Raw genomic sequence first — 20,319 nt, 5'->3', positions numbered from 1 at the left:
GCAAGCTTGGTTACGCGGCTTCACCCATTCAGATCTGCCGACCGAAGTGTGGCGGGGGTCATAGTGGCACTTTAGGGACTGACACATCATTCTGTACAGGCCGACTACCTGAACGGCGGGAAGGAGGCGGACGTGAGCTCACTGGAGAGACCGTCCGCGGACGCGGTTGAGCCTGGTCAAGCCCGTATAACGCGTCGCCCTGGTGGCAGCCTGGGCGGCCGGGCGCTGGCCGTTCTGCTGAGGTTGTTCGTCCGTCCGGTGCTCGCGGCGGGCGCCAGACTGCCCGGCGTGCGGTGGCCGTTCGGGCTGGTCGACTACGCGGGACTCTTCCTCCCCGCGATACCCGGGACCGAGCGCAAACCGGTCCGGTTGGCCGGGTGCCGCGCCGAGTGGGTGCGTGCTCCGGGCACCGATCTGAGCCGCGCGATCCTGTATCTCCACGGCGGCGGGTTTGTCTGCTGCGGGCTGCGGACGCATCGACGTCTGGTGTCGCGCATTTCGGCCGCCGCACACGCGCCCGTCCTCAGCGTCGACTATCGGATGCTGCCGGGGAACCCGATCTCCACCGCGGTGTCCGACGGGATCGACGGTTACCGGTGGCTGCTCGCCCGAGGTTTCGGCGCGCACGAGATCGTCGTCGCCGGGGACTCGGCCGGCGGCTATCTCGCGTTCATGGTCGCGCTGACCACCGCGGACCTCGACTTGCCGCGTCCGGCGGGCGTCGCCGCGTTGTCTCCGCTGACCGACCTCGACCCGAGCGTCAAACTCGCGCATCCCAACGTCCGGCACGACCCGTTGTTCTCGCCGGTGGTACTGCGGTACATCGCCGACCTCGAAAGCCGGACGAGCGCACGCGTTGTCGTCGAAGGGGAAACCGGGCCTCGTCTGTCGCCTGTGGACAGTGAGCTGGCCGGCATGCCGCCGTCGTTGATCCAGGTCGGGTCCACCGAGCTTCTCCTGCCTGACGCGGAACTGATGGCCGAACGCCTCGCCGAGGCGGGCGCTGACTGCGAAGTCCAGGTCTGGGACCGCCAGGTGCACGTGTTCCAGGCCGGCGCCGACTTCGTGCCGGAGGCTCGCCGAGCCATCCACGAGATCGGTGACTTCGTCCGAAAGGTGACGCCGTGAATCCGGACTACGAGATCATCATCGTCGGCGCGGGGGTCGGCGGGCTGGGCGCGGGCATCGCGGTCCGCAAGGCGGGGATCGACGACTTCCTGATCATCGAACGCGCCGACGACATCGGCGGGACCTGGCGGGACAATACGTACCCGGATGTCGCCGTCGATCTGCCGTCGTTCACCTACCAGTTCTCGTTCGAGAAGAACCCGAACTGGACGCGGGTGTTTCCGAAGGGCGGCGAAGTCAAGGCGTACATCGACCACTGTGCCGACAAGTACGGGCTGCGGCCGTATATCAGGCTGAAGACCGAAATGACCGGCCGTGAATGGGACGAGCAGAACCACCTGTGGCGTATCAGGATCGGCGACGAGGTGTTGACCTGCCGGTTTGTCCTGACCGCACTCGGCGCGTTTGTCGACCCGCTCAAGCCGGACATCCCCGGGCTCGACGAATTCGAGGGCAAGGTCATCCAGACTTCGCGCTGGGACCACGAACACGACCTGACCGGCGAACGGGTCGCGGTGATCGGCACCGGTTCGACGTCGGTTCAGATGGTGCCGAAAGTCGCGAAGATCGCGGGCAAGCTGACGGTGTTCCAGCGGCGTGCGATCTGGGTGTTCGCCAAGCCGGACCTGAAGATCCCGCCGGGCGTGCGCAAACTGTTCACCCGGCTGCCCGTGACGCAGACCCTCGTGCGGGCGGTGACGGCGGCCGTGGTCGAGGCGCTGCTGGTCGGGGTCATCGTGTCGGGCAAGCCGGGTTCGGTGGTGGCGAAGGGGGCCGCGGCGGCGATCCGCCGGTACCTCCGGACCCAGGTGAGCGACCCGGAACTGCGGCGGAAGCTGACGCCGGACTACGGCTTCGGCTGCAAGCGGCCGAGTGTGTCCAACAGCTACTACCGGACGTATACCAGGGAAAACGTCGAACTGGTCACCGAGGGCATCGAGCGGATTACGGCGAGCGGTGTCCGCTCGAACGACGGCCGGGAGCACGAGATCGACACGCTGATCCTGGCCACCGGGTTCCGGCTGTCCAACGATCCGGAGAACTACCGCAAGGTTCCGGTCAAGGGACGTGACGGGTTCGACCTCGCGGACTTCTTCGCCACGGAGAAGGTCCAGGCCTATGAGGGCGTCAGTATTCCCAAGCTGCCCAACAGTTTCTTCATCTTCGGGCCGTTCTCGTGGACGGGCAGTTCTTGGCATGTGATGGTCGAGACACAGTCGTACCACGCGTTGCGCGTCATCGCGGAGACCAAGCGCCGAGGTGCGACGGCGGTGGAAGTCAAGCAGGAGGCCAACGACCGGTTCTTCGAGTTCGCGCACGGCCGGGCGAGCGGGTCGCTGCTGTTCAGCAACAACTGCGAGGGCGCGAACACCTACTATCTCGACCACCACGGCGACTTTTCGCTGCTCAGGCCGACTACAGCGATGCAGGCCCGGTGGTCCAGCCGCCGGTTCTCCCTCGACGACTACGTGTACCGGCCATGATTCCCGACTATGGTTTCCGGGTGGGTTCACCATGACAACGACCGACGAGCGGGCTGAACAGCGTCGGCGCGATATCGTCGACGCCGCGTTCAAGGTCTTCAGCAGCCGCGGTTACCACGCGGCCGGCATCGCCGACATCGCCGCCGAACTCGGCATCGGCCACGGCACGTTCTACCGCTATTTCGAGAACAAGCGCGACATTCTGGTCCACGTAGTCGCCGAGGCCGCCGAGCGGCTGATGAGCGTCATGGTCGAGGACGACCCGCATCGCACCGCGACGCTGACCGATTACCGGCAGCAGACCGAGCACATCTGCACCCGGCTGTTCACCCTGTTCGCCGAGGACAGGGCGTTGACGCGGCTGTTGTTCGTCGAGGCGATCGGAGCCGACCCGGAGATGACCGCGATGCTGCAGCGGATCTACGAGGCGATGGCCGTCGGAACCGAGCAGTATCTGCGCAACGGCGTCGAAAAGGGGTTCCTGCGGGCGGATCTGGACACCGAGATCACCGCGAAGGCGCTGAACGGCATGATCATCGCCTCCGGAATGTCGTTGCTGTCCGCAAAGGACCCGATCGCCGAACGGGACCGCTGGATCCGGGCGGGGATCGGTGTGATGTTCGACGGAATCCGGGGGGAGCGGCCTTGATTTCGTTGGTGCGACGGGCGGCACACGAGCTGGTGAACCTCGGGATCCTCACCCGCCGCGGGCTCGCGCGGCCGATGCGGCCGGACCAGGCCGCGCGGATCGGGCTGGCCGCGTTGCGGTGGGGGCTCACCCCGGCGACCCTCGCCGCGGCCGCGGCCATCCAGCACGGTGACCGTGTCGCACTGGTCGACGAACGCGGCACACTATCCTTTGTGGATCTTGATAACAGGTCGAGCGCGCTCGCGGCGGGGTTGGCCGCACACGACCTCGGCCAGGGCAGCCGGGTCGCGATCATGTGCCGCAACCACCGGGGGTTCGTCGACGCGCTGCTGGCACTGAACAAGCTCGGCGCGGACGCGTTGCTGCTCAACACGGCGTTCTCCGGGCCGCAGCTCGTCGACGTGCTGGCCAGGGAGAACGTCACCGCGGTCATCCACGACGAAGAGTTCACGCCTGTCGCGGCGCAGGCCGGGTTGCCTCGAATTGTCGCGTGGCATGACGAAGACGTCGAATCGCCGACGCTCGACGAGCTGATCGACGGCGAGTACCCGGCCCATCTCGCGACGTCCTCACGCGGTGGTTCGGTGGTGATCCTCACCTCGGGCACCACAGGCTCGCCCAAGGGAGTGGCCAGACCGTCACCGGACTCGCTCGATCTCCTCGCCGGGCTCGTCGAGCGGATTCCGTTGCCTCGCCGGGGTTCCCACGTCGTCGCCGCCCCGATGTTCCACACCTGGGGGTTGAGCTTCCTGCTGCTGGGTCTCCAGCTCGGCGCGACGCAGATCGTGCGCCGTCGCTTTGATCCCGCGCAGGTGCTGGCCGACCTCGCCGAACATCGCGCGGCGGTTCTCATACCCGTGCCCGTTATGTTGCAACGTATGTTAAACCTTCCACGCGAGGAACTGCGTCGGCACAACGTGTCCACATTGGAGGTTGTCGCCGCGGCGGGTTCGGCGTTGGCGGGTGATCTCGCGGTGGAGTGGATGACGTGGTTCGGGCACACGCTGTACAACATCTACGGGTCGACCGAGGTCGCGCTGGTGTCGATCGCGACTCCTGAGGACCTGCGGGTGGCACCGGGCACGGCCGGCCGACCGGCGCGGGGAACTGTGGTGAAACTGCTCGACGACAGGGGAAGTCCGGTCCCGCAGGGCGAAACCGGTCGGATCTTCGTCGCCAACGGCGGGCTGTTCGAGGGCTACACGAATGGCGATACCAAGCAGCAGCTTGACGGCCTGATGTCGACAGGCGACGTCGGCTGCTTTGACGCCGAGGGACGGCTGTACGTCCAGGGGCGTGATGATGAGATGATCGTTTCCGGCGGGGAGAACGTGTTCCCGCAAGAGGTCGAGGACCTGCTCGCACGCCATCCGGCGGTGGTGGAGGCCGCGGCCGTCGGCGTCCCGGACGAACGGTTCGGCGAGCGGTTGCGCGCGTATGTCGTGCTGCTGAACGAATCTTCCGTCGACGAGGACGGGTTGAAGGTGTACGTGCGGGAGAACCTGGCCGGGTACAAGGTGCCCAGGGAGATCGTTTTCCGGGCCGAACTTCCGCGCAACGCCACCGGGAAAGTCCGCAAGCGCCTGCTCGCCGATTGAGCCTTGTGTATTTGCCGGACTGACGTATCATTCGTGAGTTGCTTGAGGAAGGTAGGCCATGGCTGGTCGTACGGAACTCGCTCTGGGACTCGCGCCGGCAGACAACCGCACCCGGGCCGTCGGTGGGGCCGGCCCGGTGGTTTACGTGCGTCGGCGCGAGTCTTGGGCGAGCCGGTAGACCCGGTGGCGCAACCGTTCCGCGATCCGGAGATCCCCGACGGCGAGGAAACCGGCTACCAGGCGTCGGTCGGCAAGGACGAGCGCTATCACGTCGTCAGCCGTGTCGAACGGCTCGGTGAAACGCACTACCGGCACAGCATCAACGCCGACCTCGCCGAACTCGAACTCGCGGTCAAGCAGATCTTCGTCCGCGCCAAGGGGTTCCTCGCGGCCGAGAGCTACTGCGCCGAGACTACGCACGAAGGCAAGGTCGTGTCGCGTGAGGAGGGTTACTTCCGTGGCACCAAGCATCTGCAGTTCGGCGGCCAGGTCAAACCCTTCCCCGGCGACGTGATGCCGCTCCTTGGGGGCATGGTCGCGTTGCGGGGGCTCGACTTCGCGCGCGGAAGCAAGCGGACGGTCGACCTCTGGCTGGCATTTTCGGTGTTCTGGCAACTCGAAGTCCGGGTCGAGCGGCGGGAGACCGTGCGTGTCCCGGCCGGCCACCTCGACGCGTGGCGGGTCCGGGTGCGGCCGAGCTTCTCTCAGATCTCCAGCCTGCTGGACAAGGTCATCGGCGGCTTGCTCCCGCCGTTCACGCTGCACTTCGAAGCCGCCGCACCGCACCGGATGCTGCGCTTCGAGTTCCCGACCGGCCCACTCCCGTGGAACCCCAGGGGCCTCGTCGAAGCGACCAAACTGGACTGACGTGTCACCCCGCTACCGGGCCGCGATGCCACCGAAGGCGAGGCCGACGAGCGCGTCGATGTGCCGGGCGCGATCGTCCGCGGTCACCGGGCCGCGCAGCGACGGGATGACGGCCGACATCATCAGCGACAGCAGCCCTTCCCCGGCGATCTTCGTGTCCAGATCGGACGGCAGGAACCCGCGCTCGGCGCCGTTGTCGAGGTACGCCGTGGCCAGCACACCGAAGCTGGAGATCAGCTCCAGCAGCCGTCCGACCAGCTCGTCGTCGATCGCCGCCGCGTCCAGCATGGTGAACTGGACCAATCCGGGCTGGTCTTCGACGAGCGCGAACAGGCGGCCGAGCATCGCGCGGAACTGGTCGGCCAGCTCGGCGAGCGTGGCGGCCTCCTGCGGCTGGTCCTCTTCGATCACGCCAGTGAGCAGCAGTTCGACGGCGTAGTCGAGGACTCCGTCGAGGATGTGCCGCTTGCTGTCGAAATAGTTGTAGAACGTGCCATGGCTCACGCCGGCCTCGCGGACGATGTCGGCCACACCGGACGTGCGGTATCCCTTGGTGGAGAACACTTTGTACGCGGACATGACCAGTTCGCGGCGACGTGCCGCGGCTCTGTCCGCCATCAGGCGGCCTCGGGGCCGCGAAGGCCGAACATGACGAACGAGGTCAGCGTGGTTACGTACCGGGCCCGCCGCTCCGCCGTCGCGTCACCGCGCAACGCGAGCAGGAAGCCGGGAACCACCATGGAGTTCATGCCGTGCGCGACCATTTCCGTGTCGAGGTCCTCGCGCAGCCACCCGGCGCGGACGCCTTTGTCCAGATAGGAGGCCATCATCGCGCTGAGCGTGTTCTCCAGGCCCAGCAGGCGGGCCTTGAGTTCGTCGTCGATCGCACTCGCTTCGACGAGGACCAGTTTGAGCAGGTTGGGCTCTGCTTCGATGAGGGTGAACAGGCGTTCCGCGATACCGCTGATTTGTCCGCTCAAGTCCTCGAGGGACTCCGCCTGCGTCGCTTCGCCGCCGGTCACGGCATCCAGCATGCGTTCCACGCCATGGTCGAGCACATGGTCGAGAAGTTCCCGCTTGCTGGGGAAATATCGGTAGACCGTGCCTTGCCCGACTCCGGCGTGCTTGGCAACATCGGACATGCTCGCCGTTTCGTAGCCGTGCTCGGCGAAGACCGCGCACGCCGATTCGACGAGTTGATGACGGCGGCGTTCCGCGAGACCGAGTTCAGGCGGACGCCCGCGGCGGGCACGAGGCTTCGCCGGGCCGGTGGTGGGTGTGGATGCGGATTCCATCGCTGGAACACGATACGCGATCAAGCTCCAATTGAGCATAGGAGTTCTGGTTCTCTCCGAAAAATTCGTTACCATGTCCGCCCCTGGCGTAAATCTGTGGCCGACCTGACAGGACTCCTGATGTCGCGTGAGATTCCCACTTCCCGGCTGGCCCGGTCGAGCAAGCTCGGCCGGTTCGCCGCCGGTCAGGCGGCTCGACAGGTCGGTACCAGGGCGAGTTCCTGGGGTCGTTCCGACGCCGGCCGCGACCGCGTGCTCGAGGCGCGCGCCCTCGAAACCGCGGACCAGCTCGTCGCGGTGCTCGGCGGGATGAAGGGCGCGGCGATGAAGCTGGGGCAGATGCTGTCGGTGATCGATCTCGGCATCGTGCCGGAGCACGCGCGGGCCGACTTCCAGCGGAAGCTGGCCGTTCTCCGAGCTCAGGCGCCCGCGGTGTCGTTCACTCAGATGCGAGCGGTGCTCGAAGCCGATCTCGGTGCGTCACTGGCGGAGGTGTTCGCCGAGTTCGACGAAGTCCCGATCGCGGCCGCGTCGATCGGCCAGGTCTACCGGGCAGTGCTGCTGGACGGGCGCGCGGTCGCGGTCAAGGTGCAGTACCCAGGGATCGCGACGGCCGTCCGCGCGGACTTGAAGAACCTCGCGCTGTTCCTGCGGTTTTCCCGCAAGCTCATGCCTGGTCTGGACATGGCGGCGCTCGGCGAGGAGATCCGCGACACAATCACCGCGGAACTCGACTACCGGCGCGAGGCGCGGACCCAGCGGAAGGTGGCGGCCGAGTTCGCCGGTCACCCGTTCATCCTCGTGCCGGACAGCATCCCCGAGCACTGCGGTGAACAGGTGCTGGTCACCGAATTCGTCGATGGGGCCGCGTTCGACGAGATCACCACGCTGCCGCAGGAGGTCCGGGACCGCGTGGGTGAGATCGCCTACCGCTTCTACTGCGGCTCGCTGTTCCGCAACAACGAGTTCCCCGGGGACCCCCACCCCGGCAACCTGCTGCTGTGCCCTGACGGGCGAGTCGGCTTTCTCGATTTCGGGCTGTACAAGCGGATGACGCCCGAGGCCGTGCGCACCGAGATCGAGTGTCTGCGGGCCGCGAGCGAAGGCCGCGCCAAGGACCTGCACAGCCTGCTGGACGGGCTCGGTGTGTTCCCGCAGCCGGAGCTGATCTCGCCGGACGAGATGCTGGCGTACCTCCTCGACGCCGTCGGCTGGTACCTGGTCGACGAGGTCGTCGAGGCCGACCCTGGACTCGCCACGCAGGCGTTCATCGCGTCGGTCGACCCGCGGTCGCGGCATTTCCGGAAACTGCGCTGGCAGCATTTGCCACCTGATCATTTGTTCGCCCGCCGCGCCGAGCTGTACACATTCGGTCTGCTCGCGCAGTTGCACGCGCACGGGAACTGGCACCGGGTCGCGAGGGAATGGCTCTATGATGACACTCCGTTCACTGAACTCGGCCGGCAGGAATGGACCTGGCGGAATGGCTAAATCGGTATCACTCGATAGAGTCGACTTTTGTCACTTCGGTCGAAAATGGACGATGATGCCTGAGTTCGAGCTCTTGGTTGGCGAAGTGAATTTTCTCCGGAGGTCTCCCTGATGGCTCGCACCGTCCAGCCTGACGCCACGGCCGGCTCGGCCACGTCCGCCGAGCTGCTGGACCGGACCGGGATCATCGCGGCGAGTCTGCCTCAGCGGCGCCGCGTCGAGCTCGGCCCGAAACCTGAGCCGGTGGCGCTGCCCGTGCCGGAGGTGCACGAAGTCTGCCCGAAGGACGCCGACTTGCGTCCCCGCGAGGTCGTCATCCGTCGGCGGTCCCGTGGCTGGCTCGCGGCCGGTGCCGCGCTGACACTGCTCGCGGTCGGCTGGGTCGGCGGCGGGATGTTCGGCGTGCGCCAAGCCGACCAATCCACTCAGGCCGATATCCAGCACAACGTCGCCGCGGTGCGGCCGGTGGCCGTCGCCCCGGCGCCCGCTCCGGTCGCGCCGCCGGTCGTCGCGGTCACGCCGGAGCCCGCGTCCGTTGCCCCCAAGAATGTCGTGCCTCATCACGTCGCCGCGCCGAAGTCGTCGAAGCAGGCCGCCAACCAGGCACCCGCCGCGCGTGCCGATGTTCCGGCGCCGACGAGCACGTCGCCGCGGGACCCGATGGACGCCTTCAACCAGCAGGTCGCGGCGCTCATCCAGCCGTTCATTCCCTTCATGCAGCAGCAGTCCAGCGCCCGCACCTACCCCTGACCGCCAGCCGGGGATCGCAACTCGCCGTCGACTTGCCGTACTTAGCGTCTGCAAGGACAGCAACTCGCCGTCGACTTGCGATAGTTGGTGTGTCCCACGACCGCAACTCGCCGTCGACTTGCAGGTGGGGGCTAGCGGGGGTCGGAGGGTAGGGAGTACTCGTGTTCGGGGCGGCCGGTGGCGCCGTAGCGCAGCCGCATCTCGACCCCGCCGGACTCCGCCAGTGCGGTGAGATACCGCTGCGCGGTGGCGCGGGCCATCCCCAGTTCCCCGGCGACTTCGGCGGCCGACAACGGGCGCGCGGCCGCCTTGAGGCTGTCCGACACCAGCCGCGAAGTGGCCGTCGACTGACCTTTCGGGGTGAGCGTCCGGTCTTGTTCGTGCAGGGTCCGGAACGCGCGGTCGACGTCGTCCTGACTGAGGCTTTCCTCGTCGCGGAACAGCTGCCGGTACCGCGAATAACTGGTCAGCCGCTCGGCCAGCTGCCGGGTGGTGAACGGCTTGATCAGGTAGTTCAGCGCACCCGCCCGCAGCGCGGCGCGAATCGACCGCGCGTCCGTCGCCGCGGACAGGACGATCGTGTCGGTCCGCAGTTCGGGCAGCAGCGTCAGGCCCGGCTCGTCGGGCAGGTAGACGTCGAGCAGTACGAGGTCCGGCCTGAGCTCCCGGACGCGGGCCCTGGCTTCGGCCGCGGTGTGCGCGATGCCCGCGACGGCGAAACCGGGCACGTCCTCGACAAAGCCCGCGTGCACCCCGGCGACCCGGAAGTCGTCGTCGACGATCAGCGTGCGGATCATGGCTGTCCCTCCTGGTTCTCCGAAAGCATGTCCGGCAGCGCGGCGACGAACAGGGCGCCGCTCTCGTCGTTCCCCGCGTTCGCGAGCCAGACCTCACCGCCGTGCGCCCGCGCGGCCTGTCTCGCCAGCGCGAGGCCCAACCCGTGGCCCGGCGCGAGCTTTGTCGACACGCTTTCGTCGAACAGGTTCTCCCGTAGATTCGCGACCACGCCAGTGCCACTGTCCACAACAGACAGATGCAACGTCGTTCCCTCGGCGAGCAGCGTGACTTCCACACTCGCCGGTCGGCGCGGACCCATTCGCGCGGCATGCAGCGCGTTGTCCACCAGGTTGCCAAGGACGGTGTTGACGACGATCGGGTCGGTGACCGCGGCCGGCACGTACGAGTCGTCCGACACCGTGAGTACCATGCCTTTTTCCATCGCCTGCTCGGTTTTCGCCACGAGTAGCGCCTGCAGGTACGGGTCCGACACGGTGTCGCCGACGTCGGCGGGGGTCGTCGACGACGTTTCGGTGAGCGACTGCAGGTACTCGACCGCCTCGCCGTTGTGTCCGAGCTGCAGCAAGCCGGACAGCGTGTGCAGCCGGTTCGAGTACTCGTGACGTTGTGCGCGTAATCCGTCGGACAGTGCACGGATGCTGTCGAGTTCCTTGGTGAGCGTGTCGAGATCGGTGCGGTCGCGGAAGGTGAGCACGGTGCCGATGTTCAGCCCGTCCCGGCGCACGGCCCGCGAATTGATGACCAGCACCCGGTTTCCTGCCACCGCAAGGAGATTGTCGACTGGTTGACCCTCCTCGACGGCCTTGTGCAATCGGGGTGACAGGTCTACTTCGGACAGTCGGACGCCGAGCGGCAACGGGGTGCCGAGCAGCCGTTCGGCTTCGTCGTTGCTCACCGAGATGCGGCTTTCGGCGTCCACCGCGAGCACGCCCTCGCCGATCCCATGCAGCACGGCCTCGCGTTCGTACAGCAATTCGGACAGCTGATGCGGCTCCAGCCCGTGCGTCACCCGGCGCAGCCTGCGATTGAGCAGCGCGGACCCGGCGACCCCGAGCAGCAGCGCACCCACGGCGAATCCACTCGTGATCCACAGCAACCGCTTGAAGTCGCCCGCCGGTTCAGTCACGGCGAAGCCGACGCTGACCTCGCCGACAAAGCGGCCATCCAGGGCTTGAACCGGGGTCTTGCTGCGTACCGAAAGACCGAGTGACCCGTCCTGCACCACGCCGACGACATCGCGTCCTGCCAGCGGTTCAGCTGCGGAGGTGCCGACCTTCTCACCGATCAGGTCGGGAGTGGGGTGCGCCAGGCGGATGCTGTGGTCGTCGGTGATCACCACGAATGTCGCGCCTGTTTCATGAGTGGTGGCCAGTACGAGGTCTTCCAGCTTCCCACCAGGACGTTTCGCGGTGACATCGGCGATCACCTCGGGATCCGCCGCCACCGTGTGCGCGATGGCTAGTGCCCGCTCTCCGTACTGGCGGGTCAGCGTGCTCTGCAGCAGCCAGCCGACCAATGCGACACCGATCGCGAGCACCAGCAGCACCACGCCGCTCTGCAGCAACAGGATCTGCCGGCTGAACCGGATGCCGCGCAGCCGGTTCAGTAAGCGAGTGCGGAAGAGGCCGTTCTCCACCATGGCGTGACCGTACCCCCAGGTCAGAGCTGCGCGCTAAATGAGCAAAACGCGGAGAACGCACGTTAGGCACGCAGAACGAGGACAAGCTTCCCGCCCGGCGAACCCGCACCTACGGTCCCCTGTGATCGGCGGCACAGCAGTACTGACAAAGGAGTCGGCCCGGATGGTCCCCCCACTTATCGAGCTCATCGGAGCCACCAAACGCTTCCCCAGCGGGTCCGGATCGGTGCACACCGCGGTCCGCGACCTGTCCATGACCGTCGCGCCCGGCGAGTTCGTCGCCGTGGTCGGTCCGACCGGCTGCGGCAAGTCGACCACGTTGTCGCTGGTCTCGGGTCTGCAACCGGCGTCGGCCGGGCTGGTCCGGGTCAACGGCGAGGACGTGAAGTCCATTCCGGACGGCGTCGGGTACATGTTCCAGACCGACGCCGTGATGCCGTGGCGCTCGGTGCTCGACAACGTCGCGTCCGGCCCGCGCTTCCGCGGCGTCGACAAGGCGAAGGCCCGCGAGCTGGCCGCCGACTGGATTGGCCGGGTCGGGCTCTCCGGGTTCGAGAAGTACTACCCCCACCAGCTGTCCGGCGGGATGCGGAAGCGGGTCGCGCTCGCGCAGACCCTGGTCACCAGCCCCAAGATCCTGTTGATGGACGAGCCGTTTTCCGCCCTCGACGTCCAAACCCGCGCGCTCATGCAGGACGAGCTGCTGCGGCTGTGGTCGGGCAGCGGGGCGGCGGTCATCTTCGTGACCCACGACCTCGACGAGGCGATCGCGCTCGCCGACAAGGTCGTCGTAATGACGGCCAGCCCGGCGACGGTCAAGGACGTGTTCGACGTCCCGCTGGAGCGACCGCGTGCGGTCGAGGAACTCCGGCTGACCGAGGAATTCCGCTTGCTGTACCGGGAAATCTGGGAATCACTGCGTGGCGAGGTCGACAAGGCCCGCGAGAAGGGCGCGAGCAATGTCGCATGAAACGTTGACACCGACGTCGTCGGTGCCGGTGATGGAGACTGAAGAAGACATCCTGGCGCGTCAGAAGCTCGCCCAGACGAAACGGCGCCGGAACATCTGGTTGCTGCGCATCGGCATCCTTGTCGCGTGGCTGGGCAGTTGGGAACTCGCCGCGACCTACTGGATCGACCCGTTCTTCTACTCGAAGCCGTCGAAGATCTGGCAGCGGCTGGCGGAGTGGTTCACCGACGGCACCGACTACGGGCCGATCTGGTTCGAGCTCTGGACCACGGTCGAGGAGGCACTGCTCGGGTTCGTGATCGGGGCAGCCGCCGGCGTGCTGTTCGGGGTGGTCCTCGGCCGCAGCCAGTACCTCGCCGACGTCCTCGCGCCGTTCATCAAGGCGGCCAACGCCCTGCCCCGGATCGTGCTCGCGGCGTTGTTCGTCATCTGGTTCGGGCTCGGGCTCAGCTCGAAGGTCGCGACCGTGATCGTGCTGGTGTTCTTCGCGGTGTTCTTCAACGCCTTCACCGGCGCCCGCGAGGTCGACCGGAACCTGATCGACAACGCGCGCATCCTCGGCGCGAGCCGCGGCAAGGTGCTGACTTCGATCGTCCTGCCGAGCGCGACTTCGTGGATCCTGTCGTCGCTGCACGTCGCGTTCGGGTTCGCGCTGATCGGTGCGGTCGTCGGCGAGTACACCGGGGCGAAACACGGCATCGGGTTCCTCATCGCCGCAGCTCAGGGCACCTTCGACACGGCAGGGGTGTACGCGGGCATGGCGATCATGACCGTGGTCGCGCTGTTCGCCGAATGGGGCATCAGCACGCTGGAGAGCAGACTGCTGCGCTGGCGTCCGCCGTCCGCGAGCAACGCCGCGACTGGGATCTGAGGGCGCTATGCGACTAAAGAAAACCCTCGGCGTCGGCGTCGCGCTGTTGCTGACGCTCAGCGGAACCGTCGCGTGCCGTGATTCGCGGAGTCTGGATTTCGGAGCTTCGGGCACGCCGAACATCAAAATCATGATCGGCGGACTGTCGAAAGTGATCTATCTGCCGGGACAGCTCGCCCAGCAGATCGGCGCTTACAAGAAGCAGGGCCTCGATGTCGAACTGTTCGACCAGCCGTCCGGTGCCACCGCGGAGACGTCGCTGCTGGCCGGTGAAGTGCAGGCGGTGGTCGGGTTCTACGACCACACGATCGACCTGCAGGCCAAGGAGCAGTGCCTCACGAGCGTCGTGCAGTTCGCGAACGTGCCGGGTGAGGCCGAGATGGTGCCGACGAACAAGGTGGACCAGATCCGTAGCTCCGCCGATTTCAAGGGCAAGAACCTCGGTGTCACCTCGCTCGGTTCGTCCACCGACTTCCTCACGAAGGCGCTGGCCTTGAAAGGCGGTGTGAGTTCCGAGCAGTACTCGCCGGTCAAGGCGGGCGCCGGGCAGGCCTTCATTTCCGAGCTGGAACAGGGTCAGATCGACGCCGGGATGACCACGGATCCGACGGTCGCCCAGTTGACGACCACGGGCAAGGCGAAGGTCCTGTACGACATGCGGACCGAAGCCGGCACCCGCGCCGCGCTGGGCGGGCTGTACCCGGCGAGTTCGCTGTACATGAGCTGCCAGATCGTCCAGAAGTACCCCGAGGTGGTACAGAAACTGGCCAACGCGTTCGTCGAAACGCTGCGCTGGATGCACAGCCACACCCCGGAACAGATCGCGGCGATGATGCCCAAGTCGTTCGCCGGCGGGGACACCGCGCTGTACGTCAAGTCCTTGAAGGACAGCCTGGGCATGTTCAACGCTGACGGCCGGATGGATGCGGCCGGGGCGCAGAACGTGCTGAAGGTGCTCGGCGAGTCTTCGAGCAACGTCAAGCCGCGCAAGGACAAGATCGACCTTTCGAAGACGTACACGACCCAGTTCGTCGACGCCGCGAAAGCACAGCTCGGCTGAGACCAGACCACTTCAAGGGGCCTTTCGCGTACAGGAAAATGCGCGGAAGGTCCCTTGAGTCCGTTTGGTGGTGAATTTCTCCCAGCATGTGAAGACCCACCGAAAGTAGCTACCCGAAAGGCAAGTGGGATCCAAGACTTAGGGCTGGTACACCGCCGCGTTTCTCCTAGTCCCCGTTCGGTGAATGGATTGGATTCCGACATGAAATCAGTCTTCGGCTCCCGCGCAGCCCGTGTCGCCGCCCTGACCGCAGTCGCGCTCTCCACCGTCGCCGCGGGTTCCGCGGTCGCGCAGGGCCCGGCTGGTTTCGGCCCGCAAACCACCTACGGGCACAACTTCTCCGGCGGTAACTGGGGCGGTTACGCGAGCTTCGGCAGCTGGACCACGGCCACCGCCAGCTGGACCGAACCGTCGGCGACCTGCAACTCTTCGAACAACCTGGTCGCACCCTGGGTCGGCATCGACGGTGACGGCTCCTCGACCGTCGAGCAGACCGGTGTCGCCACCGACTGCTCGAGCGGCAGCGCGGTATACCAGGGCTGGTACGAGATGTACCCCGCCGCGCCGGTCTACTACAGCAACGCCGTCAGCGCCGGCGACAAGTTCACCGGCACGGTGACGCGCAGCGGCAACTCGTACACGCTCGTCCTGTCCGACACCACCAAGGGCTGGTCGAAGACGACCACGAAGTCGTTGAGCGCCAAGCACTCCTCGGCCGAAGCGATCATCGAGTCGCCGACGGACTCGTACCCGACCATCCCCGGCGGCATCAGCTTCACCGGCGTCAAGTTCGACGGCAAGACCCTCGCGTCGACCAACCCCTCGTCCCTCGACGCCGACGACGCCGGCAGCGGCACCTGGACCCCGGGTTCCATCGGCTCAGACGGCACCAGCTTCACTATCTCCCGCCACTAGGGCTCCACCGAAGTTCCCTCAGGGCCACCCCCGCGGCATTCAACGCCACAGGGGTGGCCCTGAAGGGTTTTTTGCGCGCACAAAAAACGAGGGGCGGGTTGAGTGCCTCCAGAGCACTCAAACCGCCCCTCGCCGTACCGCGGGATGGTCAGACGTTGGTGATCTCCTCGATCAGGGTGTCGACGTCGAAGTGCTCGCTCTCGGTTCCCAGCGGGACCAGCTCGAGGCTCGCGCCGATGAAGTTCTCGATGTCCTCGCGCTCCATCTCGAACGACGCGTAGCCGTCCGGCGACTCGATCTCGATGGTCAGCAGCGCCTCGTCCTCGGACAAGTCGGGGCGGACCCGGACGTCGCCGATGCCGGAGGGCTCGGTGAGCCCGGTCACGAGCAGCTCACGGGCGAACGTCCACTCGACCCAGCGGCCGCGCTCGGTCCGGAACGCCACTGTCACCGCGAACGGCTCGGCCGCGTGGAACGAGAGGCGGGACAGGACGGGCGTCGTGCTCTCGTTCAGCACCACGAACTGGCTCTGGTGTACGGCGTCGGTGTGCATGGTCACTCCTTGCGTTCCTCTGGGTTCGCTAGGTGCGAACGAGTCGGTCATGGAGGAGATGCCCGCACACGCCGGTAATGACGGCAAAACGGCGACGTTCACGCGTTCGGCTGTAGTTGTCCAAAATGGTGTAACACCGGACACATACCTCTTGCTGTCGACCGAACACCGGGAGTAGCGGAAGTTCCATTGTGGACGCTCAGCAGGGCGGTTCGAGCGGCAGCGTCAGCCCGACCTTGACCCGGTCCATCACGACGCTGGTGGTGAAGTGGCGGACGTCCGGGTTATCGACGAACACCCGGTGCGCGAAGGCCTCGAACCCGGTCATGTCCCGGCAGGTGATCACGAGCGCGAAGTCCGCGGTGCCGGTGACGTAGTAGCACTGCTGGACGCTGTCGTCGTCGAGCACCTGGCGGCGGAAGGCCTCGAGGATCTCGTGGGTTTCCCGTTCCATCTCGACCAGCACGATGAACGTCATCGGCAGGCCCAGCGTGACCGGATCGAGCACCGCGACCTCGCGGTGAATCACCCCGGCCTCGCGCAGCCGCTTGATCCGGCGCTGCACGGCCGCCGCGGACAGCCCCACCTTGACCCCGATCGTCTCCGCGATCGTCCGCGCGTCGGCCTGCAGCTGTTCGAGGATGGCGTAGTCGAGGGAGTCGAGGTCGGGTGTGTGCACGTCGACCAGATTAACCGGAGAGCCTTCCCTCTTTTGGGGTTTATCCGGATTCGGAGGGGTTGTGCTGGCGCTGCTGTCGATCGGGTCCTCTCGCTGCTGCTCGGGCTCAAGATCGCCGACGTCGACGCCCGGCTGAGCGCGGGCTTGCTCGCCCCGTCGGCACGCGACGTGCTGGTCGAGCGCGTCGAGACCCTGCAGGTCACCCGGGCGGGGGCGCTCGATTCGCACGGCGCCGAGCTGCGCCGGATCGAACGCGATGACCGAGCTCCGGGACGTCCTGCGCTCGATGTACCCGCCGATCCTGGCCGATCGCGGGCTGTCCGGGGCGCTGGCGGCGGTGGTCGCGCGCTGTTCGGTGCCCGCCGAACTGACCGTCGGTGACCAACGTCGTCAAACACAGCGGCGCGCGCAAGGTCGAGGTGACGTTGACCCGGGACGTCGACACGCTGCTCGGCGGGTGGCGGCGCTGGATGGCACGCTGACCGTGACGAGTCGACGAGTTCCGCCCCGATGTGTCCATTGTGGATGTCCGGCTGTCGCCGTCGTTCACCGACGAAGCGTCGGGTATTTGCTCAAGGATCGGATCGCCAGGGTCGAGGAATTCCTCGACACGCTGAGCCGGGTCGCCGGCCGGGAACGCGAGACGTTGCAGCTGATGGCGCGGGGCTACACGAATGGGGAAATCGCGGCGAAGTTGACCATCACCGGGCGCTCGGTGCACAAACATGTGGGGAATGTCTTCGCGACGCTCGATCTGCCACCCAGTGACAGTGGTCACCGGCGGGTGCTCGCCGTGCTCGCCTACCTCGGGTGACCTCATCGGGTGAAAAACGTGCACAACGTGATCTGGGACACAACTGACCGGTCTACTGAATAGTAGGACATACAAGTAATTGTCAGCTTGTTTTCCCGTTCGCTGGCACAGGAAGGATTTCTGGTGTCCCCCCACGCCGCGGCGGTGTTGTCCGGTCTCGGCGCCTGGTTGCCGCCACGCGTCGTCGACAACTTCGAGCTCTCGGAAACCCTCGACACCTCGGACGAATGGATCAGGGCGCGGACCGGCATCGCCGAACGCCACGTGGCCGAACCCGGGAAGTCCACTGTGGACATGGCGGTCGAGGCAGGCCGCCGGGCGCTGGCTTCGGCCGGTGCCGCCGACGTCGACTTCGTCCTGCTGGCGACGTCCACCCCGGATCAGCCGTGTCCCGGAAGTGCCCCGCAGGTCGCGACCGCGCTGGGGCTGAACGGTACGGCCGCACTCGACGTCAACGCGGTCTGCAGCGGCTTCGTCTACGCACTGGCCACCGGTGCCGGCCTGATCGCCGCCGGGGTCGCGAGCACCGTGCTCGTCATCGGTTCGGACACCTTCACCACGTTGGTCGACCCGACCGATCGCGGGACCGTGCCGATCTTCGGCGACGGCGCGGGCGCCGTCGTCCTCCGGGCAGGTCACGCGGACGAGCCGGGCGCGCTGGGCCCGTTCGATCTGCACAGCGAAGGCGAGCTCGCCGAGCTGCTGTGGGTCGAGGCCGGTGGTGCCAAGCACCGGGTTTCGGCCGACAAGAGCGACTATTTCCTTGCCATGCAAGGAACAGCGGTGTTCCGCCACGCCTGCGCGCGGATGGCGGAGTCGTCCCGTGCGGTGCTCGCCAAGGCGGGCTGGACGGTGTCGGACGTCGACCGGTTCGTCGGGCACCAGGCGAACGTCCGCATCCTGCAGGCGGTCGCGAAGACCCTCGGGCTCCCGGTGGACGCCGTGGTGTCCAATATCGAGAAGACGGGCAACACCAGCGCGGCGTCGATCCCGCTGGCGCTGGCCGACGCCGTCACCGGCGGGTCGCTGGTTGCCGGGCACCGCGTGCTGCTCAGCGCCTTCGGCGCGGGCCTCACATGGGGCTCCGCCGTCCTCCGCTGGCCCGACGTCACCCCCGGCGCGTAGGCGCCAGCGCCACCGCAACTCGACGGCGAGTTGCGATCGTTGAGAGCTCAAGCAGGGCACAAAAGTACAAAAGTGCCCACGTCCTAGTCGGACCAGGTGATGGTGGGTTCTTGGCGGCCGCGCAGGTGGAGATCGCCGTGCCGGGCCCAGTGGACGCGCTCGCTCTCGACGGACGCCTCGATCACCGAGTCGCTCGCGAGGATCCGGTCCGGGACCGACTTCGCGCTCTCGGTCAGGCGCGCGGCCTCGTTCACCGCGTCGCCGATGACGGTGTACTCGAACCGGCTGCTCGTCCCGAGCTGTCCCGCGAACACGGGGCCGCTCGCGACCCCGATCCCGAGGTCGAGCTCGCCCGCCTTCCGCACCTCGTCGCGGATCGCGCGGGCGGCCGACAACGCCGCCGTCGCCGGGTCGGCCAGCCGCGTCGGCGCGCCGAAGATGCACAGCGCGGCGTCGCCCTGGAACTTGTTGACCAGCCCGCCGCGGGCGCTGACGGCGTCGACGACGCTGGTGAACAGCCTGTTCAGCTTGTCGACCAGCTCCTCCGGGGGCGTGCGGTAGGCCAGGGCCGTCGAGTCGACGACGTCGACGAACAAAGCCGTCACCTCGCGGACGTCCCCGGACAGCGAAGCGCCGTACTCGAGCGCGTGCCGCGCGACGTCGGCGCCGACGTGCCTGCCGAACAGGTCGCGCATCCGCTCCTGCTCGCGCAGGCCCGCGACCAGGTCGTTCACCGAGGTCTGGAGCATGCCGATCTCGCTGGAGTCGTCCACCGGCACCGAGACGTCGGTGCTGCCGTGGGCGATCGTGTCCAGCGCGAGCCGCAGGCGGTGCAGCGGTGACGCCACCGCGCGGGCGAGCAGCGCCGTGCCGAGCGCGCCGACGACCAGGCCGATCACCGACAGCATGACCAGGCTGGACGTGTGATCGCCGGTGCCCAGGTCCGGCGAGGTCGCGACCAGCAGGACCCCGACCAGCGGCACCCCGCTGGCCAGCGCCCACGTCAGGATCAGCCGGGTGAGCACGGTGACCGGCAGCGAGCCCTTCGGCGGCGCCACGGCCAGCGCCATCGTCATGACCGGGCGCGCCACCCATTCCGCGGCGAGATAGGTGAGCCCGACCGTGGTCAGTCCACCGAGGACGATGATGAGCGTCATCCCCAGCGCGTCGACGCTCGAAGCCAGGCCCCACGCGAGCCCGCCGAGCACGGCGGCGCCGATGAGCCAGAGTGTGCCGCTGACGATCGCCATGTCGACCGGGAGACGCAGCGCGCGGCGGGCTTCGGCCTGTGTCGGCGGCCTGCCGAGGATGAACCAGACGACCGTCCGGCGTTGCAGCCACGCCGTCCACAGTGAACCGATCAGCAGCGACAGCGCGACGAATACGGCGGCGGAGACCCCGAGAATCCACCCGCGGCCGCCGATTTCGCTCGGGATGCCCTGGAAGACGAGCAGCAGCGCGACCACGCCCGAGCCCGCGACACTCGAACCGAGCCCGAGCGCGGCGAACCCGAGACTCGTGCGCAGCACCAGGCGGAACCTGCCGGGCCGGACGATTCTGCGCACGCGATGATCGTATGGCGTCGGCGCGTGCGGGGAAAACGCGTGGCCACCACGCCCGGGTGGTGGTTACC

At 67.2% G+C, this 20,319-nt stretch carries 20 protein-coding genes and 1 pseudogene; 14 read left to right on the top strand and 7 right to left on the bottom strand.

Annotation, left to right across the window (positions count from 1 at the left end; genetic code table 11):
* Positions 1-132 precede the first annotated feature (132 nt).
* The 5 genes from JWQ81_RS30950 to JWQ81_RS30930 all read left to right on the top strand — a co-directional run bounded on the left by JWQ81_RS30950 (position 133) and on the right by JWQ81_RS30930 (position 5,726).
* The gene (locus JWQ81_RS30950) at positions 133-1,128 is read left to right on the top strand and encodes an alpha/beta hydrolase (protein ID WP_297547200.1); all 996 of its coding nucleotides are present in this window, start codon (positions 133-135) and stop codon (positions 1,126-1,128) included.
* Positions 1,125-2,612, top strand: coding sequence for an NAD(P)/FAD-dependent oxidoreductase (locus tag JWQ81_RS30945; RefSeq protein WP_297547199.1), 1,488 nt, complete (start codon positions 1,125-1,127; stop codon positions 2,610-2,612). The genes JWQ81_RS30950 and JWQ81_RS30945 overlap by 4 nt, the downstream gene beginning before the upstream one ends.
* Positions 2,613-2,643: 31 nt before the next feature.
* Complete coding sequence (locus JWQ81_RS30940; RefSeq protein ID WP_297547197.1) at positions 2,644-3,261, top strand: TetR/AcrR family transcriptional regulator; 618 nt, start codon at positions 2,644-2,646, stop codon at positions 3,259-3,261.
* Positions 3,258-4,859 carry an AMP-binding protein gene (locus JWQ81_RS30935; protein WP_297547195.1) on the top strand — a complete coding sequence of 534 codons (1,602 nt, stop codon included), beginning with the start codon at positions 3,258-3,260 and terminating at the stop codon, positions 4,857-4,859. Before JWQ81_RS30940 ends, JWQ81_RS30935 begins: the two co-directional genes overlap by 4 nt.
* A gap of 162 nt (positions 4,860-5,021) precedes the next feature.
* Positions 5,022-5,726, top strand: coding sequence for a DUF3108 domain-containing protein (locus JWQ81_RS30930; RefSeq protein WP_297547194.1), 705 nt, complete (start codon positions 5,022-5,024; stop codon positions 5,724-5,726).
* Between the two features lie 12 nt (positions 5,727-5,738).
* Here the strand turns inward: JWQ81_RS30930 and JWQ81_RS30925 are convergent, their stop codons facing one another.
* The gene (locus JWQ81_RS30925) at positions 5,739-6,344 is read right to left on the bottom strand and encodes a TetR/AcrR family transcriptional regulator (protein ID WP_297547192.1); all 606 of its coding nucleotides are present in this window, start codon (positions 6,342-6,344) and stop codon (positions 5,739-5,741) included.
* Positions 6,344-7,021: a TetR/AcrR family transcriptional regulator gene (locus tag JWQ81_RS30920; RefSeq protein ID WP_297547190.1), complete on the bottom strand. Its 678-nt coding sequence runs from the start codon at positions 7,019-7,021 to the stop codon at positions 6,344-6,346. Before JWQ81_RS30920 ends, JWQ81_RS30925 begins: the two co-directional genes overlap by 1 nt.
* A gap of 120 nt (positions 7,022-7,141) precedes the next feature.
* Here JWQ81_RS30920 and JWQ81_RS30915 point away from each other — a divergent pair, with 120 nt between their 5' ends.
* Positions 7,142-8,512, top strand: coding sequence for an AarF/ABC1/UbiB kinase family protein (locus tag JWQ81_RS30915; RefSeq protein WP_297547188.1), 1,371 nt, complete (start codon positions 7,142-7,144; stop codon positions 8,510-8,512).
* Between the two features lie 111 nt (positions 8,513-8,623).
* Positions 8,624-9,262, top strand: coding sequence for a hypothetical protein (locus JWQ81_RS30910; protein ID WP_297547186.1), 639 nt, complete (start codon positions 8,624-8,626; stop codon positions 9,260-9,262).
* Between the two features lie 131 nt (positions 9,263-9,393).
* Here the strand turns inward: JWQ81_RS30910 and JWQ81_RS30905 are convergent, their stop codons facing one another.
* Together JWQ81_RS30905 and JWQ81_RS30900 are read right to left on the bottom strand one after the other, a co-directional pair.
* Complete coding sequence (locus JWQ81_RS30905) at positions 9,394-10,059, bottom strand: response regulator (protein WP_297547184.1); 666 nt, start codon at positions 10,057-10,059, stop codon at positions 9,394-9,396.
* Complete coding sequence (locus tag JWQ81_RS30900; protein WP_297547182.1) at positions 10,056-11,699, bottom strand: sensor histidine kinase; 1,644 nt, start codon at positions 11,697-11,699, stop codon at positions 10,056-10,058. Before JWQ81_RS30900 ends, JWQ81_RS30905 begins: the two co-directional genes overlap by 4 nt.
* A gap of 163 nt (positions 11,700-11,862) precedes the next feature.
* Here JWQ81_RS30900 and JWQ81_RS30895 point away from each other — a divergent pair, with 163 nt between their 5' ends.
* From JWQ81_RS30895 to JWQ81_RS30880, 4 genes are all read left to right on the top strand, one after another.
* The gene (locus tag JWQ81_RS30895; RefSeq protein ID WP_297547180.1) at positions 11,863-12,669 is read left to right on the top strand and encodes an ABC transporter ATP-binding protein; all 807 of its coding nucleotides are present in this window, start codon (positions 11,863-11,865) and stop codon (positions 12,667-12,669) included.
* Entirely contained in the window at positions 12,659-13,540 is an 882-nt protein-coding gene (locus JWQ81_RS30890; protein WP_297547178.1) for an ABC transporter permease, read from the top strand. Before JWQ81_RS30895 ends, JWQ81_RS30890 begins: the two co-directional genes overlap by 11 nt.
* Before the next feature lie 7 nt (positions 13,541-13,547).
* Positions 13,548-14,600, top strand: a complete 1,053-nt coding sequence (locus JWQ81_RS30885) for an ABC transporter substrate-binding protein (protein WP_297547176.1) — start codon at positions 13,548-13,550, stop codon at positions 14,598-14,600.
* A 201-nt stretch (positions 14,601-14,801) separates the two neighbouring features.
* Entirely contained in the window at positions 14,802-15,515 is a 714-nt protein-coding gene (locus JWQ81_RS30880; protein ID WP_297547174.1) for a G1 family glutamic endopeptidase, read from the top strand.
* 148 nt (positions 15,516-15,663) lie between these two features.
* Here the strand turns inward: JWQ81_RS30880 and JWQ81_RS30875 are convergent, their stop codons facing one another.
* Together JWQ81_RS30875 and JWQ81_RS30870 are read right to left on the bottom strand one after the other, a co-directional pair.
* Complete coding sequence (locus JWQ81_RS30875) at positions 15,664-16,068, bottom strand: SsgA family sporulation/cell division regulator (protein ID WP_297547172.1); 405 nt, start codon at positions 16,066-16,068, stop codon at positions 15,664-15,666.
* A gap of 199 nt (positions 16,069-16,267) precedes the next feature.
* Positions 16,268-16,747: an Lrp/AsnC family transcriptional regulator gene (locus tag JWQ81_RS30870; protein ID WP_297547170.1), complete on the bottom strand. Its 480-nt coding sequence runs from the start codon at positions 16,745-16,747 to the stop codon at positions 16,268-16,270.
* A 33-nt stretch (positions 16,748-16,780) separates the two neighbouring features.
* Here JWQ81_RS30870 and JWQ81_RS30865 point away from each other — a divergent pair, with 33 nt between their 5' ends.
* The 3 genes and pseudogenes from JWQ81_RS30865 (at position 16,781) to JWQ81_RS30855 (ending at position 18,686) form a co-directional block, all read left to right on the top strand.
* Positions 16,781-17,128 (top strand): hypothetical protein, encoded by a 348-nt coding sequence (locus JWQ81_RS30865; protein WP_297547169.1) that lies wholly within the window; start codon positions 16,781-16,783, stop codon positions 17,126-17,128.
* Between the two features lie 116 nt (positions 17,129-17,244).
* Positions 17,245-17,561 (top strand): annotated as a pseudogene (locus JWQ81_RS30860) (helix-turn-helix transcriptional regulator); the annotation flags it as partial.
* Between the two features lie 123 nt (positions 17,562-17,684).
* Complete coding sequence (locus JWQ81_RS30855; protein WP_297547168.1) at positions 17,685-18,686, top strand: beta-ketoacyl-ACP synthase III; 1,002 nt, start codon at positions 17,685-17,687, stop codon at positions 18,684-18,686.
* An 83-nt stretch (positions 18,687-18,769) separates the two neighbouring features.
* On the opposite strand, the gene JWQ81_RS30850 is transcribed toward JWQ81_RS30855, so the two are convergent.
* Complete coding sequence (locus JWQ81_RS30850) at positions 18,770-20,251, bottom strand: adenylate/guanylate cyclase domain-containing protein (RefSeq protein WP_297547167.1); 1,482 nt, start codon at positions 20,249-20,251, stop codon at positions 18,770-18,772.
* Between the last annotated feature and the right edge of the window lie 68 nt (positions 20,252-20,319).

The organism is Amycolatopsis sp., from assembly GCF_025464955.1.
Classification (GTDB): Bacteria; Actinomycetota; Actinomycetes; order Mycobacteriales; family Pseudonocardiaceae; genus Amycolatopsis.
This window is presented reverse-complemented; position numbering and strand designations above follow the sequence as displayed.

Coding starts and splice junctions, on each gene's coding strand:
- JWQ81_RS30910 (WP_297547186.1), top strand. CDS start 8,624: ATGGCTCGCACCGTCCAGCCTGACGCCACGGCCGGCTCGGCCACGTCC.
- JWQ81_RS30895 (WP_297547180.1), top strand. CDS start 11,863: ATGGTCCCCCCACTTATCGAGCTCATCGGAGCCACCAAACGCTTCCCC.
- JWQ81_RS30905 (WP_297547184.1), bottom strand. CDS start 10,059: ATGATCCGCACGCTGATCGTCGACGACGACTTCCGGGTCGCCGGGGTG.
- JWQ81_RS30890 (WP_297547178.1), top strand. CDS start 12,659: ATGTCGCATGAAACGTTGACACCGACGTCGTCGGTGCCGGTGATGGAG.
- JWQ81_RS30915 (WP_297547188.1), top strand. CDS start 7,142: ATGTCGCGTGAGATTCCCACTTCCCGGCTGGCCCGGTCGAGCAAGCTC.
- JWQ81_RS30925 (WP_297547192.1), bottom strand. CDS start 6,344: ATGGCGGACAGAGCCGCGGCACGTCGCCGCGAACTGGTCATGTCCGCG.
- JWQ81_RS30885 (WP_297547176.1), top strand. CDS start 13,548: ATGCGACTAAAGAAAACCCTCGGCGTCGGCGTCGCGCTGTTGCTGACG.
- JWQ81_RS30875 (WP_297547172.1), bottom strand. CDS start 16,068: ATGCACACCGACGCCGTACACCAGAGCCAGTTCGTGGTGCTGAACGAG.
- JWQ81_RS30900 (WP_297547182.1), bottom strand. CDS start 11,699: ATGGTGGAGAACGGCCTCTTCCGCACTCGCTTACTGAACCGGCTGCGC.
- JWQ81_RS30880 (WP_297547174.1), top strand. CDS start 14,802: ATGAAATCAGTCTTCGGCTCCCGCGCAGCCCGTGTCGCCGCCCTGACC.
- JWQ81_RS30920 (WP_297547190.1), bottom strand. CDS start 7,021: ATGGAATCCGCATCCACACCCACCACCGGCCCGGCGAAGCCTCGTGCC.
- JWQ81_RS30940 (WP_297547197.1), top strand. CDS start 2,644: ATGACAACGACCGACGAGCGGGCTGAACAGCGTCGGCGCGATATCGTC.